Source organism: Methylobacterium sp. Leaf456, from assembly GCF_001425465.1.
Classification (GTDB): Bacteria; Pseudomonadota; Alphaproteobacteria; order Rhizobiales; family Beijerinckiaceae; genus Methylobacterium.
Genome location: NZ_LMQV01000041.1, coordinates 150,570 through 166,389, shown reverse-complemented (window position 1 = coordinate 166,389; position 15,820 = coordinate 150,570). Strand labels below are relative to the sequence as shown.

The window sequence follows — 15,820 nt, the reverse complement described above, 5'->3', positions numbered from 1 at the left end:
TTGACCCGCGGGACGCCCCTCCATAGGGTGCCGCCCTTCGCGCCCCGGCCTTCGTCCGGCGCCTGCTCCCGATCCGAAAAGCCGTCTCAAAAAAGAATGTCCGCCCCCCAGTTCGATCCCGACATCCTGGAGGCCACCGCCTCCGCCGCCGCCTGGCCGTTCGAGGAGGCGCGCAAACTGGTGGCACGGCTGGAGCGCAAGCCCAAGGCGGAGGTGTTGTTCGAGACCGGCTACGGCCCCTCGGGCCTGCCGCATATCGGCACCTTCGGCGAGGTCGCCCGCACCTCGATGGTGCGCCACGCCTTCCGCGTGCTGACCAAGGACGCGGTGCCGACCCGGCTGATCGCCTTCTCCGACGACATGGACGGCCTGCGCAAAGTCCCGGACAACGTGCCGAACCGCGAGCTGCTGGCGGGCGCCCTCAACCTGCCGCTGACCAAGGTGCCCGACCCGTTCGGCACGCATGACAGCTTCGGCGCCCACAACAACGCGGAGCTGCGCCGCTTCCTCGACGCCTTCGGCTTCGAGTACGAGTTCCGCTCGGCCACCGAATGCTACCGCTCCGGCGTGTTCGACGATGCGCTCCGCCTCGTTCTGGAGCGCTACGAGGCGGTGATGGCGATCATGCTGCCCTCGCTGCGGGCCGAGCGCTCGGCCTCCTACTCGCCGTTCCTGCCGATCCATCCCGTTACCGGCCACGTGATGCAGGTGGCGATCGACGAGGTGCGCCCCGCCTCCGGTACCATCGTCTGGCGCGATCCCGCGACGGGCGAGGCCTACGAGACCCCGGTGACCGGCGGCCACGTCAAGCTGCAATGGAAGCCCGACTGGGCGATGCGCTGGGTCGCGCTGGGCGTCGATTACGAGATGGCCGGCAAGGACCTCATCGATTCGGTCAAGCTCTCGGGCCAGATCGCGAGGGCGCTTGGAGCGGAACCGCCGGAGGGGTTCAATTACGAACTCTTCCTCGATGAAAAAGGACAAAAAATCTCGAAGTCGAAGGGCAACGGCCTGACGATCGACGAGTGGTTGACCTACGCCACGCCGGAATCGCTCGCCCTGTTCATGTACAACAAGCCACGCGAGGCCAAGCGCCTGTTCTTCGACGTGATCCCGCGCCACGTCGACGAGTACGACAACTTTCTGGGCCGCTTCCCCGGCCAGGAAGCGAAGCACAAGCTCGGGAACCCGGTGTGGCACCTGCATGGGGGCAACCCGCCGGCACCCGAGGCGATCGACGAGGCCGGCACCACGCTCTCGTTCGGCATGCTGCTGAACCTCGTGGCGGTCGCCAACGCCGAGAACGAGACGGTGCTGTGGGGCTTCATCCGCCGCTACGCCCCGAATGTCGGTCCGCAGACGCATCCGCGGCTGACCGCCCTCGTGACCCGTGCGCTCGCCTATTACCGCGACTTCGTGCGCCCGCAGAAGCAGTACCGCGCGCCCACCGAGGAGGAGGCCGCGGCGCTCCGCGACCTTTCCGATACGCTCGCTGAGCACGAGGGCTCGACCGATCCGGAAGCCTTGCAGGCGGCGGTCTACGAGGTGGGGCGGCGCCACTTCCCCGACCTGTCCGGCAAGGCCAAGAGCCCCGACGGGCGCCCCGGCGTGTCGAAGTCGTGGTTCGCCTCGATCTACAACGTGCTGTTCGGCGAGGCGCAGGGCCCGCGCTTCGGCTCGTTCATCGCGCTGTATGGCGTCGCGGGGACGCGGGCGCTGATCGAGAAGGCGTTGAGCGGCGGGCTGGTGGCCGAGCATGCGGCGTTCTTGGAGGGGCGGAAGGCGGCGTAGGTCGTACCGTCAGGCGAAGTCCGCGGGCTTAACCGCGATAGTCAGGTGTGGCGGCTCGAAGTCGCCATCCTGCGCCTGCGGCATCGCCAGGGCGTCAGCGATGTTGCGCCGAGGCTCCGCGAGCTGCCGGTAGGCTTCGATCGTCAGGAGGACGTGCGTAAACCGACCGTCTTCGGCGATGAAGACGGGCCCGTCCTGAGCCGCCTCCATCGCCCGACGCAGGTTGCGGCCGGTCAGGGTCGTGATGTCCATCGCGATCCTCCTCCGGGAACGCCGGAGATCATGCCATCGAAACGCCTGCGTCGACATCGGTGACTTGACGCCCTGGATCGCCTCGGCTCCGCCTAGCGATGACGGTGCGGGGGCGTCATCGCCGGCTCGCCGCGTCACACCCCGCCGCCACGGCGATACCCACGGCATACGCCAGCAGATTCCACGGCGAAAACACCCGCCCCAGCAGCAATTGCCCGGCCAGCGTCAGCCGGAAGGCGTCGAGCCAGGGGGTATGGACGAGGCGGAAGAACTCGACTGCGGCCGAGACGGAGAGCGCAGCGACGGTAAGGCGGCGCACCGCGGCGGCAGGCCTCACGGCGGCGATGAGCCCGTAGACCATCGCGCCCCACAGCGTGGAGCCGGCATACTTCACCACGCCCGCCGGCAGCCCGAGCGGCACGAACCGCACGGCGAGGCCCGCCGCGATCACGGCGGCGACGGCGAGGATCAGGGCAGGGCGGCGGTGTCCGGCATCGACCATGGCAGGCGCTTGGGTTAAAGGGTCGGGCACGCCCGGTATCACCCGCGGCCCTCACACACGAGTTCCACACCAGATGCGCGCCGAGATCGAACAGGCCTCGGATGCCGCCAAGCAGTCTATAGGGCTGCTGAGGAGGCATCTTTGACTGGGATACCGTTGATAAACGCCTCGCGGAGCTGAATGCCGCGTCCGAAAACCCCGACCTCTGGAACGACGCCGAGGCCGCGCAAAAAGTCATGCGCGAGCGCCAGCAGCTCGACGAGGCCGTATCCGCCATCCGCAAGCTCGAGCAGGATCTCGAGGACGCCGCGACGCTGATCGAACTCGGCGAGATGGAGGGCGATCAGGCCTCCATCTCCGAGGGCGAGGCGGCGATCAAGGCGATCGAGAAGGACGCTGCGAGCCGGCAGGTCGAGACCCTGCTCTCGGGCGAGGCCGACGGCTTCGACACCTATCTCGAAGTCCATGCGGGCGCGGGCGGCACCGAAAGCCAGGACTGGGCCAACATGCTGCATCGCATGTATTCCCGGTGGGCCGAGCGGCGGAAGTTCAAGGTCGATGTGGTCGAGATGACCGACGGCGAAGAGGCCGGGATCAAGGGCGCCACGCTCCTGATCAAGGGCCACAACGCCTATGGCTGGCTCAAGACCGAGTCCGGCGTGCACCGGCTGGTCCGCATCTCGCCCTACGATTCCAACGCGCGGCGGCACACCAGCTTCGCGAGCGTGTGGGTCTATCCGGTGGTCGACGACCGGATCGAGATCGAGATCAAGGAATCCGACTGCCGCATCGACACCTACCGGTCGTCGGGCGCGGGCGGCCAGCACGTCAACACGACCGATTCGGCCGTGCGCATCACGCACAACCCGACCGGCATCGTCGTGGCGTGCCAGCAGGAGCGCTCGCAGCACAAGAACCGGGCCACCGCCTGGAACATGCTGCGCGCCCGCCTCTACGAGGCCGAGCTGAAGAAGCGCGAGGAGAAGGCCAACGCTGAAGCCGCCTCCAAGACCGACATCGGCTGGGGCCACCAGATCCGATCCTACGTGCTGCAACCGTATCAGCTCGTGAAGGACCTGCGCACCGGCACCCAATCGACCGACCCGGACGAAGTGCTGGACGGCGACCTCGACCCGTTCATGGAAGCCTCCCTGGCGGCGCGGGTCTACGGCGCGACCGAGCCGGTCGAGGACATCGACTGACGCTCTTTCGGCCGGCGCGTGTCGTGCGCCGGCCGAACCCTCGCGGCGCGGTGGTTTTCCGTCGACCGCCGAAATTCGGTTCGCTATACAACTTGAAGACGATTCGGCCGCGCGCGGTCGGTCGCCTCGACGGCTCCGTTTCGGGGCCCTCTGCGCATGTTTTGCCGATACTGTGATGAGATTGCCGTGTCCTCCACCGCGACGCCCGTTCAAGTCGCCTCGCCGGCGACTTCGCCCTTCGCGCTCCTCGATTGCCGCATGGCCCATGCGAGCCTGCTGGCCTACGCGATCGCCACCGCGGGCGGCGGCTGGTCGGTTCCGACGAATGCCGACTACGACGCCGTCGGGTTCGCCAGCGCCCCGGCCTGCTTCGCCGACGGCGAGGAGAACATCAACGCGGGGCTCGTCGGGACGACCACGGACGGCTGGGCGCTCGTGGCCTTCCGCGGCACGCTCCCGCCGTTCGAGGGCGATTTCTGGGCCTGGGCCGACGACTGGCTTCAGGATTTCGAGGCCGGGCCGGTGCCGTTCACGGTCGGCGGCAAGCCGTTCGGCAACGTGGAGCAGGGGTTCGCCGCGGCGATGGGCCTGCTCTTGCCGAAGGTGGAGGCGGCGCTCGCCGTGCTCGATCTGCGCAACGCCCGGGGCATCCTCGTCACGGGCCACAGCAAGGGCGCGGCCCTGTGCTTCCTCGGCGCGGCGCTCGTCAAGGCGGCCTATCCGAACATGCTGGTCAAGGTCCGGGCCTTCGCCGCGCCGCTCGCCTGCGACCGCGCCTTCCAGGATCAATACGACAACACCCTGAAGCTCGGCGCCTTCAGCGTGCGCTACCAGAACATCGACGACATCGTCCCGTTCCTGCCGTGGGTGCCGGCGCTGGACGTGCTCGCCACCGCCGAGCGCATCGACCGCAGCGACAGCCAGAACCATGTCGTGACGCTGCAACGGCGCCAGGATCAGGTGGACAACGATTACGTCCCCCTCGGCACGCTCCGCTTCACCGACGCGGCCGGTCGGGTCGTGCTCGAACCGGCGGCGAGCCACGACGCGCTGATCGCCATCGAGGAGGCGCTGCTGATGCTGGAATTCGACACGATCGCCCACGCGCACTCGATGGGCGGGGCGTATCTGAGCTGCCCCTGCACGGTGGTGGCGACGTCGTAGGCCCCTCTCGCGCGGTATCGCCCGTTCACGCCGAAGCGACGAACCGGGCACCCGTCAGTCCGAAAAGACCAACTCCGCCCCCGCGCGCAGGAACCGCTGCGGATCGACCGGCTCGCCGTCGATGCGGGTCTCGTAGTGGAGGTGGCTGCCGGTGGAGCGGCCGGTGGAGCCGACGAAGCCGACGACCGAGCCCGCCTCGACCCGCTGGCCGACGGCGACCGCATAGCCCGAGAGGTGGGCGTAGCGGGTGACGAGGCCGCGGCCGTGATCGACCTCGACCATGTTGCCGTATCCGCCCGCGTACTCCGCTGCCGTCACCCGGCCGGCGGCGGTGGCGCGGGCCGGTGCGCCGGTCTCGGCGCGCATGTCGACGCCGGTATGGAGCGCGACGGAGCGGGTGAACGGATCGAGCCGCGTGCCGAAGCTGCTCGTAGTGGCGATCTCGCCCGGCAGCGGCGGGCGGAAGGGGAGGGCGTCGGCGACGCGGCGCAGATGCGTCTCCTCCTCGATCTGGCGGCGCGCCTCGGCGAGGCTCGCCTCGAACGCATCGCCCGAGAGCGGCACCAGCGGGCCGCCGACCCCGCCCGTTGCCGGCTCGAATCGGGCCGGGTTCAGGCCCGTGCGGGCGATGAGATCGCGGAACCGGTCGGCGCTGCGCCCGGCGGCCTGGGCGACGCGGGACACGGCGCGCGCCTGCCCCTCGGCCAGACGATCCACCACCCCTTCGATCCGGGCAAGGCGGGCGGCAGCCGCGCCGTCGCTGGCCTCGACCCGGTCGTCGGAGTGCATCCGCAATTCGGGCGTCGGGAATGGTTTTTGCCCCCGCGAGGGGAGGGAAGCCGGCGGCTCGGGCGTGGGGATCGCGGCGGTGGTCGGCACGTCGAAGGCGGCAGTCCCACCGGGGAGCCCGGCCAGAAGACCCTGGCGTCGCTCAATCACGGCCTGCCGCTCCATCAGCGTCGCGAGCCGGGTCTCGATTCCGCCGCGGGTGGCGGCGTGGTCCGAGGCCGCGCGGTCGAGCGCCCGCTGGAGCGTGTCGATCCGCTCCTCGTAGGTGTACTGGATCGCGCTCTGGCGCGAGACGAAGCGGGCCAGCACCTCGTCGTGGAAGATCAGATAGTAACTCGCCGCCCCGGCCCAGGCCGTCGTCAGCGTCAGCCCGAGTCCGAGCGCCGCCGCGAGACGGGGCCGGGGGAGGGGTTTGGGGCGACGCTGGGCGGGTGAAGGCATGAGGCGACCGCTTCCGGTGACGGAGGCGATCACACCCGATTAAGGTTAAGGAAGGCTTCGGCTGCGCAAAGGCGCACGCTTCACTCACCGCCGTCATTCCGGGGCGCGCAGCGAACCCGGAATCCACCCGCGATGCACGGCTTCAAGAGGCGTTGCGGCCAGTCGTGGATTCCGGGTTCCGCTTCGCGGCCCCGGAATGACGGTGGTGAAATCCCAAAAAACCTCAGCCCAACGCCTTGGCGGCCTCCAGCACCTCCTCGACATGGCCCGGCACCTTCACCTTCGGCCAGATCCGCGCGATCTTGCCCGCGCGGTCGATCAGGAGGGTGGTGCGCTCCACGCCCATGTACTTGCGGCCGTACATGCTCTTCTCGACCCACACGCCGTAGGCCTCCAGCATCGACTTCGCCTCGTCGGAGGCGAGCGGGAAGGTGAGGCCGTACTTGGCGCGGAACTTGTCGTGGCTCTTCACCGAATCGGGCGAGACGCCGATCACGCGGGTTTCGGCTTCGGCAAAGGCGCCCTGCGCCGCGTTGAAGCCCTGGGCTTCCAGCGTGCAGCCGCTCGTGTCGTCCTTCGGGTAGAAGTAGAGCACGATCTTGTGACCACGCAGCTGGATAAGGCTGACGGTCTCTCCGCCTGCCCCAGGTAAGCTGAAATCGGGCGCGGGTTCGCCTTGTGCGATGGGCATCATGCCTTCCTTTCGGCCGATTGATGGTGTGCCCTGGTGATGCACGGATCGCCCGGCGGACGCCATACCGGAGGGGCCGAATCCTGAGGACGGGCGCTCGGCGAGGGCGGCGTCTTCCCGGCGGCAGCAGCGAACGAGTGAATGGATCAGGAAACGGCTAGGACCCTGCTTCAGGAAGCGGTCGAGCCTGCACCGTGCAAGGTCGTGCGCCGACGGCGCCGCCCCCTGCTGTGGAGCGCGGTCGTCCTCGTCTTTCTGCTCGGGCTCGGGTCCGGGCTCGCCTATCTGCGGCTGTCGCAGGGCCCGCTGCGGATCGACGGCCTGAGCCAGCGCGTCGCCGAGGCCATCGCCGGCAGCGTCGGCCCCGGCTGGCGCGTGTCGCTCAACGACAGCGCGCTCGAACTCGACGCCGAATCGTCCCTGGCTTTGCGCGTCGGCGGGCTCGACGTCTACAACCCCGAGGGCGCGCTGGTGGTGCGCGCACCGCTCGCCGTCGTCAGCCTCGACACCTGGGGCCTTCTGCGCCTCTCCGTGCTGCCGCGCTCCATCGAGTTCCGCGACCTGCAGATGACCGCGCTCGTCCACGACGACGGCTCGATCGCGTTCGCGGCCTCCGCCCCGTCCCAGGTCGATGCCGCCAAGCCCCATACGCTCCCGAGCGTGGACGCCGCCCGCGGCCAGATCTCGCCGGTCTCCGCCGCCGTCGCCTCGATCTTCGGCGTGGTGCTCGACCCCGCGGGCGTCATCGGCGCGCTCGACCGCGCCCGCATCACCAACGGGCGCCTGACCCTGGTGGACGACGCCGCGCGCCACCGCGCCACCTTCGAGCGGGTCAACGGCCTGTTCCACCGCGGCGGCAACGGCGACGGCGCGCGGATCTTCGAGCTGCGTATCGACGGACCGAACGGCGAGTGGCGCTTCGGCGGCAAGGTCCACGACGAGGCGGAGGGGCGGCGCGCGGGCGTCATCACCCTCGACGACCTCCCGGTGAGCGACCTGCTGCTGCTCTCGGGCCAGTCGAAGATGCCGGTCGAGACCGACCTGAAGGTCTCGGCCAAGGCCGACGTGGCGCTCCGCGGCTCGCGCATCGACACCATGACCTTCGAGGTGAAGACCGGCGAGGGCCTGTTCGTCGTCGATGAGAAGGACTTCAACCCGGTCGTCGTCGAGCAGGTGCGGGCCGAGGCGCGCTGGGACGAGGCTCGCCGCGCCCTCGACATCACCGCCATCGACTACCGCGGCGGCGGCAACGAGGCCCATCTCACCGGCGCCTTCGCCATCGGCCCGCCGGGCGCCGAAGACGTCTGGACCTTCGATTTCGGGGGTAAGGACGTCATGCTGCGCGGCGCCGCGCGCTACGATCCGTCGTTCCGCATCGGCGAGGTCAAGGGCCGGCTCACCGGCAGGGCCGGGGGCGTCAACATCGAGTCGCTGAGCATGGTCGGCGGCGGCATCAACGGCAATCTCAGCGGCACGATCGGCACGTCGAAGGACGACGACGGCATCACGCTCCACATCGTCGCCCACGACACCGACGGGCGCACCGCGCTCCGGCTCTGGCCGGAGAACATCGCGCCGGCCGTGCGCAACTACCTCGTGGACGAACTGCGCGGCGGGCGCCTCACCAGCGCGGACATCAAGGTCGATCTGAGCGGAAGCGAACTCGCCGCCGCCACCCGCGGCGATCCGATGCCGGATCACGGCCTCATGGTGAACTTCGCCGTCTCGGACGCCTCGCTTACGGTGTCGAAGGATGCGCCGCCGCTCACCCACGGCCGGGTCTCGGGCGTGGTCACCGGGCGCACCACGACGATCCAGGGGGCGACCGCCGAGGTGCGGCTCTCCGACACCCGTGCGCTCACGATCTCGGACGCCTCATTCCTGATCCGCGATCCGCAGCCCGACAGGATCGTCGCCCAGCTCGGCCTGCGCCTCGCCAGCAGCGCCGACTCGCTCGCCGCGCTCCTCGAGACGCGGATGTTCAAGGGGCTGACCGGCACCGAGATCGATCCCAGCGCGATCAAGGGCAAGGCGGACCTGCGCATCGACGTGCCGATCAATCTCAAGCACGTGCCCGACCTCGCCGAGCTGCCGGTGACGCTGTCGGGCACGCTCACGGACCTGTCGATGGACAAGGCGATCGGCAAGGACCGGTTCGAATCCGGTCGCTTCGCCATCGCCTTCGACCGCAACGGCTTCGCCCTGAAGGGCGACGGGCGCCTGCTCGGTGCGCCGATCGCCATCGACCTCAAGCAGTCGAAGCCCGGCGCACCGGGCGAGGCGGTGGTGACGCTGCCTCTCGACGATGCCTTCCGGGCCAAGCGCGGCCTGCCCGCCGCGCCCCAGCTCGCGGGCACGATTCCGGCCCGCGTCGTCGTGCCGATCGGCCATTCGGCCTCGGGGGCCAAGCCGCCGGTGCGGATCGAGGCGGATCTGACAAAGGCCTCGATCGACGGGTTGTTGCCCGGCTGGTCGAAGGCAGCGGGCAAGGCCGGGCGGCTGACCCTGTCGCTGATCGAGGCCGCGAACGGCCAGATGGAACTGCGCGACATCGCGCTCGACGCCGCGCCCGCCATGGCGCGGGGCAGCGCCACGGTCTCGACCGAGGGCGGGCTGGAGCGGGCCGACCTCACCGCCTTCAAGCTCTCGCCCGGCGACGACATGCGGGTGAGCCTCGACAAGTCCGGCAACGGCTACAAGGTCGCAGTGAAGGGCGGGGTCGCCGATGCGCGGCCCTTCCTCAAGGGCATGACGAGTTCGGATTCGAAAGGATCGAAGGATTCCGGCAAGGACGTCGAGGCCGACGTCGCCGTCAACATCCTGACGGGCTTCAACGGCGAGGCGCTGACGAATGCGGCGCTGAAGGCGAGCATCCGCGGCGGCGATGTCCGTAGCGCTCAGTTCCGCGGCCGCTTCGGCGGGGCCCCGCTCGCCGCCACCGTCGCCAGGGGCGAGCGCGGCCAGCCGCTGCTCTCGCTCGAATCCGCCGATTCCGGCGCGACGCTCCGCTTCCTCGACATCTACAAGCGGATGTATGGCGGGCGCCTCGCGCTCAGCCTCTATCTCAACGATGGCCCCCAGGCCGGCGTCGTGCAGATCAAGGACTTCGCGCTGCGCAACGAGCCGGCGCTGTCCAGCATCGTCGCCCAGGGCCCGGCCGACGGGCGTCGCGCCGCGCCCAACGCCAACGATGTCGGATTCGACAAGATGCGGGCGAATTTTACCCGCGCGGGGTCGCGGGTCAGCTTCACCGATGCCGCCATCTCGAACGCTGCCATGGGCTTCACCGCGGGCGGCTGGCTCGACACCGTCAAGGAGCGTACGCAGATCGACGGCACCTTCGTGCCGCTCTACGGGCTCAACAACGTGGTGGCGCACGTGCCGCTGGTCGGGCCGCTGCTCGCGGGCGGCAGCAACGAGGGCCTGTTCGCGGTCAACTTCAACGTCTCCGGCCCCATCGCCAAGCCGACGGTGAGCGTGAACCCACTCTCGGCGGTGGCGCCGGGCTTCCTGCGCAAGCTGTTCGGCGCGGGCAACGGTGAGGCCTTCGCCAACGGCGCGCCGGGGCCGGCGCCGGAGCAGTAGGAAGCGGCCGGCTCAGAACGGCAGCAGGATGTCCACCAGTTGCTGGCCGTAGCGCGGCTGCTGCACGTCGCTGATCTGGCCGCGGCCACCATAAGCGATGCGGGCTTGGGCGATCTTCGTGGAATCGATGGTGTTGTCCGACTCGATGTCCTCGGGCCGGACCACGCCGGCGACGATCAGCTCGCGCACCTCGAAGTTGATGCGGATCTCCTGCTTGCCCTCGACCACGAGGTTGCCGTTGGGCAGCACCTGATTGACCACCGCGGCGACGTTGGTCGTCACCGTCTCGGCGCGCTGGACCGAGCCGGCGCCGTCGCTCGACGAGGTCGATGAGCCGGTGATCAGCTTGCCCGGCGTGATGCCGGCGGCGGCGATCGCCGCGCTGCTCTCCAGGCCGAAGGCGTTGGGCAGGCCGAGGCCCTCCGCGTTCGAGCGGGAGCGCTTGGTCTCGTTGTTGAGGTTGGCCTTGTCGGTGACGTTGACCTTCACGGTCAGCAGGTCGCCGATGCGCGCCGCGCGCTGGTCCTTGAAGAAGGCGCGCGAGCCCGTGCGCCACAGCGAGTTCGGCGCGTAGCTCACCGGCTGGATGTCCGGCATCGCCATCCGGACGGGCTTGTAGCCCGGCTGGCTGGTCGGGTCCTCGATCGCCGACAGGTTCGGCGTCGCGCCGACCTGCGACAGGCGGTCGGCGGTGTTGCAGGCGGCCAGCGGAGCGATCGCGACGGCGGCGAGCAGCAGGCGGGAGAGGCGAGGGGCCATCGGAGGGGACGCCTTACAAACGAGAAGTTAATTGAGGCCGGCGCGTGCGGGCAGCGCGCTCGCCTGGAGGACGGGCTGCGGCGCCTGCGGGCTGACCGAGACGCGGCCGGGGCCGACGACGACGGCCTGGAGCACCTTCTTCGAGGCGCCGTTCGTCACCGCGACGCTGGCGCCGAGGCGCCCGGCCTCGTTGGCGGTGCCGCGCATGGCGAGCGACACGCCCGCGGTCTCGAACACGATGGTGACGGTTTCACCACGGCCGACGAGGTCCGGCGGGGCCACGTCGCCGGAGCGGAGCACCTGACCGGCGCCGACCGGGCGCTGCGCCACCTGGCCGACGGCGAAGGTGGCGGCGAGCGCATCGACCGGCACCGTCTCGCGCGGGCGCCGCTCGGTCGCGAGGTCGGAGGCGGTCACCGCCTCGCCGCGGTTCAGGTTGCGCGTCAGCACCGCGACTTCGCGGATTTCGACCGCAATCCCTGAGACCCGGAGCGAGGCCTGCCGCTCGCCGAGCACGACGAGGCCGGCGACGCGGCGGTTGCGCGGATCGTAGGTGACATCGACCGCCGCCGCCGGGCCGTCGAGATCGAGCGGGGCGAGCAGTTGCGGCGCCTCGCCGTCGAGGCGCACCGAGAGGGTTTTTGGGTCGAGCCCGTAGGCGGTTTCGAGCGTGCGCTTCAGCGCGGCCTCGATCTCCGGCGCGCCGACGCGGCGGGCGGCACGCTGTACGCTCACCTGCACCCGGCCGCCGGTCTCGATGCCGGTAAGCCCCAGCGCCGCCGCCGCCTCGACGATGCGGCGGGCCTGGATCGTGCCCACTGCGCCGAGGCCGGGGGCGCGGAACATCGCCCGCGCGGCCATGTCGGCGGGCGCGCCCTCGACGAGGTCGCCGAGGCTCAGCGTGTCGCCCCGCGCGGTCACGTCGCCGCGCAGGCGCAGGGCTTCGGCGGCCATCAGCGGGGCGGCGAACAGGGCCAGCATCGCGAAGGCGGCCACCGCGAAGGCCGTGCGGCCGAACGCGCCGCGGGTCGGCGGCGTGACGGCGAGTTTGACGGGGCGGCGGATGGGCTTGAGGGCGTGCATCACGGAAGTCCTCAGCCGCGGAACATCTGCGAGGTGGTGGAGAGCATCTGGTCGGCTGCCGTGACGACCTTCGAGTTCATCTCGTAGGCGCGCTGGGCCGCGATCAGCGACGAGATCTCGGTGACCGCGTTGACGTTGGCCTCTTCGAGGTAACTCTGCTGCAGGTTGCCGAAGCCCTCCGAGCCGGGAAGGCCGGTGACGGCCGGGCCCGAGGCCGCGGTCTCGACGAACAGGTTGTCGCCGATCGATTCGAGGCCGACCTTGTTGACGAAGCGCGCCATCTGGAACTGACCGAGCGCCTGGGGCGCGGTCTGTCCGGGGATCATCGCCTGCACCGCGCCGGTGGCGCCGATCGTCACCGAAGTCGCGGTGTTCGGCACGGTGATACCGGGATCGAGCAGGTAGCCGTCGCGGGTCACCATCTGGCCCTGCGCGTCGAGGTCGAACGAGCCGTCGCGGGTATAGGCCGTCCTGCCATCGGGCATGCGGACGCGAAAAAAGCCCTCGCCGCGGATGGCGACGTCGTAGTCCTTCTCCGTCATCGTCATCGTCCCCTGGGACATGACGCGGGCGGTCGAAACCGTCTTCACACCGGAGCCCAGCGCGAGGCCGGCGGGCAGGATGGTGTTCTGGTCCGAGGTCGAGGAGCCGGAGCGGCGCAGGTTCTGGTAGAGCAGGTCCTGGAAATGCGCCTGCTGGCGCTTGTAGCCGGTGGTGCGCAGGTTCGCGATGTTGTTCGAGATGACCTGGACGTTGAGTTCCTGGGCCGCCATGCCGGTGGCGGCGGCGTAGAGGGCGCGCATCGGGGCCGATCCTTATGCGAAGCGATCAGGCGACGTCGGCGAGGCGGCGGATCGCCGTGCCGCGCAGGTCGTCGAGGCGCGAGACGATGCTCGACACCATGGAATAGGTGCGGTTCACGTCCATCAGCCGGGTCATCTCGATCACCGGCTTGACGTTGGAGCGCTCCAGCGCGCCGGGCTCCAGCCGCCCTTCGGCGCCCGCGGGCAGGGCCGGCGTGTCGGAGGAGAACAGGTTGGCGCCCTCGTTCTTGAGCGCGCTCTGGTTCGCGAAGCGCACGAGCTGCACCCGGCCGCGCACGCCGAGATTGGTCGAGACCGTGCCGTCGGGGGCGATGGTGAGCCCCGTCTCCTGCTGGCCGATGGTGATCGAGCCGCCGTCGCCCTGAACGGCGTAGCCGTCGGAATTGACGAGGTTGCCTCCGGCGTCGAGTTCGAATGCGCCGTTGCGGGTGTAGCGCAGGCCCGAGGGCGTCTGCACCGCAAGGAACGCGTCGCCGCGCACCGCCACGTGCATCGGGTTGCCGTCCGGCTCGACCGGGCCCTGGCTGAGGTCGAGCGGCGTGCCCTGGTCGATGACGTAGGAGACGCGCCGGTCCTGCCGCTGGAAGCTGTCGGCGGAGGCCACCGGCATCAGGTATTCCTGAAACCGCGCCGAGCGGCCCTTGAAGCCCGTGGTCGAGACGTTGGCCATGTTGTTGGCGATGACGTCGAGCTCGCGGGCGAGCGCGGTCTGGGCGGAGACTCCGACGAAGAGCGCGTTCTGCATGGCTGGCCTCGGATGGCGGCGGTGGACGGAAAGCATCACCGCAGGGTCCGTGCCATCTCAGGCTCGGTCGTTTATCCCAATCCCATCAGGCGTTTGGCTGAAATTCGCCGGTCGACGCGGCCGGAACGGGCGCGCCCGGCGGCAAGTCCGACCCGGCAAATTCTGCCCGGCTTAATCGGGCGTTAACCACGCCGCCCGAGAACGGAAGCGGGGCCTTGAGCCCTCCAGCGCCACCCGTCCCGGTCCCGAGCATCCCATGGCCAAGAAGCCGAAGAAGGCGCCCGAGGCGGACGGCGAAGGCGGCGAGGCCGAAGCGCCGAAATCCAAGAAGAAGCTCATCGTCATCGCGGCCGTCGTGCTGCTGCTCGGCGGTGGGGGCGGCGGCTTCTTCATGATGAAGAAGAAGGCCGCGGCTGCCGCGGAAGCCGAGCACGGCGCGCATGCGGAAGTGAAGATGCCGGCCGTCTTCGTCGATGTCCGCGACATGCTGGTCAACCTCAGCGCCGATGCCGGCCAGACCAAGGTGAGCACGCTCAAGCTGCGCATCGCCCTGGAGCTGAAGGACGCCAAGGTCGAGTCCGAGGTGAAACCCTTGATGCCGCGCGTTGAGGATGCGTTCCAGACCTATCTGCGCGAGATCCGCGCCAGCGACCTAGCCGGCTCCGCCGGGCTCTACCGCCTGCGCGAGGAGTTGCTGCGCCGCGTCAACATCGCGATCCATCCGGCCAAGGTCGAGGCCGTGCTCTTCAAGGACGTGATCGTCCAATGATGGGCCCCGAGGACGACCTCGACGACGATTGGGCGGCCGCCTTCGCCGAGCAAGGCGCCGAGGGCGGCGACGCGACGCTCGCCGAGGAATGGGGCGCGGCCCTCGCCGAACAGGGCACCACCAAGAGCGCCAGCGACGTCGCCGCCGAATGGGCGACGATGATCGAGGACGGGGAGACCGAGAACCTCCCCGAACTCGCCGGCAACGACCGCATCCTGAACCAGGACGAGATCGACGGCGTCCTCGGATTCTCGCTGCGCGAGCTCTCCGCCTCCGGCGCGGGGGGCGTGCGCGCCATCGTCGATTCGGGCGTCGTCCAGTACGAACGCCTGCCGATGCTGGAAATCGTCTTCGACCGGATGATCCGGTTGTTGTCGACCAGCCTCCGCAACTTCTTTCAGGACAACGTCGAAGTCACCCTCGACAACATCACCTCGGTCCGGTTCGGCGACTACCTCAACGCGATCCCGCTCCCGACCCTGCTCGGCGTGTTCAAGGCCGACGTGTGGGAGGGCTCGGGCCTCGTCACGGTGGAGCAGACGCTCGCCTACTCGACCATGGACCTGTTGCTCGGGGGCAAGCGCGGCGGCTCGTCGAGCCGGCTCGACGGGCGCCCGTTCACCACGATCGAGATGAGCCTCGTGCGCCGCCTCGTCGAGATCATCCTCACCGACCTCGAACTGTCGTTCCAGCCGCTCTCGCCGGTGCGGTTCGGCATCGACCGGATCGAGACCAACCCGCGCTTCGCCACCATCACCCGCCCCGGCAACGCCGCTATCCTGATCAGCCTCAAGCTCGACATGGACGGGCGCGGCGGCGGGATGCAGATCCTGTTTCCCTACGCGACGATCGAGCCGATCCGCGACCTGCTCATGCAGAGCTTCATGGGCGAGCGGCTCGGGCGCGATCAGGTGTGGGAGAGCCATCTCGCCACCGAGATCTGGCAGGCCGACATCGAGATGGAGGCGGTGCTGCACGAGGTGACGCTGCCGCTGAAGCGCGTCCTGAACCTCAAGGTCGGCGACACGCTGATGTTCGACCGCAAGCCCACCGACCTCATCACCGTCCGTTGCGGCGACTGGGCGCTGACGCAGGGGCGCATCGGCCGGATCGACGACGCCATCGCGGTGCAGGTCGCCCGGCCGCTGCGCCAGTCCCGCACCACGCTCCAGGCCTACGAGGCCTCGATGCAGAACCGCAACGACGGCTAGGAGCGCGGGCGC

Annotated in this window: 14 protein-coding genes; 6 read left to right on the top strand and 8 right to left on the bottom strand. The window is 69.6% G+C overall.

Annotated features, from left to right (window positions below):
- The first annotated feature begins 96 nt into the window (after window positions 1-96).
- The gene (locus ASG52_RS19380) at window positions 97-1,791 is read left to right on the top strand and encodes a lysine--tRNA ligase (protein ID WP_056246822.1); all 1,695 of its coding nucleotides are present in this window, start codon (window positions 97-99) and stop codon (window positions 1,789-1,791) included.
- Window positions 1,792-1,800: 9 nt separating this feature from the next.
- On the opposite strand, the gene ASG52_RS19375 is transcribed toward ASG52_RS19380, so the two are convergent.
- Both ASG52_RS19375 and ASG52_RS19370 read right to left on the bottom strand, forming a co-directional pair.
- Window positions 1,801-2,043, bottom strand: a complete 243-nt coding sequence (locus ASG52_RS19375) for a type II toxin-antitoxin system Phd/YefM family antitoxin (RefSeq protein ID WP_056246820.1) — start codon at window positions 2,041-2,043, stop codon at window positions 1,801-1,803.
- Between the two features lie 115 nt (window positions 2,044-2,158).
- A complete protein-coding gene (locus ASG52_RS19370) occupies window positions 2,159-2,545 on the bottom strand; it encodes a ribosomal maturation YjgA family protein (RefSeq protein ID WP_056246819.1) in 387 nt (128 codons plus the stop codon).
- 73 nt (window positions 2,546-2,618) lie between these two features.
- On the opposite strand from ASG52_RS19370, the gene prfB reads away from it, so the two are divergent.
- Window positions 2,619-3,747 (top strand): peptide chain release factor 2 gene (prfB, locus tag ASG52_RS19365; RefSeq protein ID WP_156384045.1). Its coding sequence is split into 2 segments (ribosomal slippage): window positions 2,619-2,687 and window positions 2,689-3,747, totalling 1,128 coding nucleotides; the frame shifts between segments, so codons are not numbered across the junction.
- A 186-nt stretch (window positions 3,748-3,933) separates the two neighbouring features.
- Window positions 3,934-4,911, top strand: a complete 978-nt coding sequence (locus ASG52_RS19360; protein WP_056246815.1) for a lipase family protein — start codon at window positions 3,934-3,936, stop codon at window positions 4,909-4,911.
- A 54-nt stretch (window positions 4,912-4,965) separates the two neighbouring features.
- On the opposite strand, the gene ASG52_RS19355 is transcribed toward ASG52_RS19360, so the two are convergent.
- Both ASG52_RS19355 and ASG52_RS19350 read right to left on the bottom strand, forming a co-directional pair.
- Window positions 4,966-6,141 (bottom strand): M23 family metallopeptidase, encoded by a 1,176-nt coding sequence (locus ASG52_RS19355; protein WP_056247082.1) that lies wholly within the window; start codon window positions 6,139-6,141, stop codon window positions 4,966-4,968.
- Window positions 6,142-6,364: 223 nt separating this feature from the next.
- Window positions 6,365-6,832, bottom strand: coding sequence for a peroxiredoxin (locus ASG52_RS19350; RefSeq protein ID WP_056247080.1), 468 nt, complete (start codon window positions 6,830-6,832; stop codon window positions 6,365-6,367).
- Between the two features lie 141 nt (window positions 6,833-6,973).
- On the opposite strand from ASG52_RS19350, the gene ASG52_RS19345 reads away from it, so the two are divergent.
- Complete coding sequence (locus tag ASG52_RS19345) at window positions 6,974-10,417, top strand: YhdP family protein (protein ID WP_056246813.1); 3,444 nt, start codon at window positions 6,974-6,976, stop codon at window positions 10,415-10,417.
- A 12-nt stretch (window positions 10,418-10,429) separates the two neighbouring features.
- Here ASG52_RS19345 and flgH read toward each other — a convergent pair whose 3' ends face one another.
- Genes flgH through flgF form a run of 4 tightly spaced genes read right to left on the bottom strand, consistent with a single transcriptional unit; the run spans window position 10,430 to window position 13,828 of the window.
- Window positions 10,430-11,176: a flagellar basal body L-ring protein FlgH gene (flgH, locus tag ASG52_RS19340; protein WP_056246811.1), complete on the bottom strand. Its 747-nt coding sequence runs from the start codon at window positions 11,174-11,176 to the stop codon at window positions 10,430-10,432.
- Window positions 11,177-11,203: 27 nt separating this feature from the next.
- Window positions 11,204-12,259, bottom strand: coding sequence for a flagellar basal body P-ring formation chaperone FlgA (gene flgA, locus ASG52_RS19335; protein ID WP_056246809.1), 1,056 nt, complete (start codon window positions 12,257-12,259; stop codon window positions 11,204-11,206).
- An 11-nt stretch (window positions 12,260-12,270) separates the two neighbouring features.
- Window positions 12,271-13,062, bottom strand: a complete 792-nt coding sequence (flgG, locus tag ASG52_RS19330) for a flagellar basal-body rod protein FlgG (RefSeq protein WP_056246807.1) — start codon at window positions 13,060-13,062, stop codon at window positions 12,271-12,273.
- Between the two features lie 25 nt (window positions 13,063-13,087).
- Window positions 13,088-13,828, bottom strand: coding sequence for a flagellar basal-body rod protein FlgF (gene flgF, locus ASG52_RS19325; RefSeq protein WP_056246805.1), 741 nt, complete (start codon window positions 13,826-13,828; stop codon window positions 13,088-13,090).
- Between the two features lie 256 nt (window positions 13,829-14,084).
- Here flgF and fliL point away from each other — a divergent pair, with 256 nt between their 5' ends.
- Both fliL and fliM read left to right on the top strand, forming a co-directional pair.
- Entirely contained in the window at window positions 14,085-14,597 is a 513-nt protein-coding gene (gene fliL, locus ASG52_RS19320) for a flagellar basal body-associated protein FliL (RefSeq protein WP_056246803.1), read from the top strand.
- Window positions 14,594-15,808 (top strand): flagellar motor switch protein FliM, encoded by a 1,215-nt coding sequence (fliM, locus tag ASG52_RS19315; RefSeq protein WP_056246801.1) that lies wholly within the window; start codon window positions 14,594-14,596, stop codon window positions 15,806-15,808. Before fliL ends, fliM begins: the two co-directional genes overlap by 4 nt.
- The last annotated feature ends 12 nt before the right edge of the window (window positions 15,809-15,820 follow it).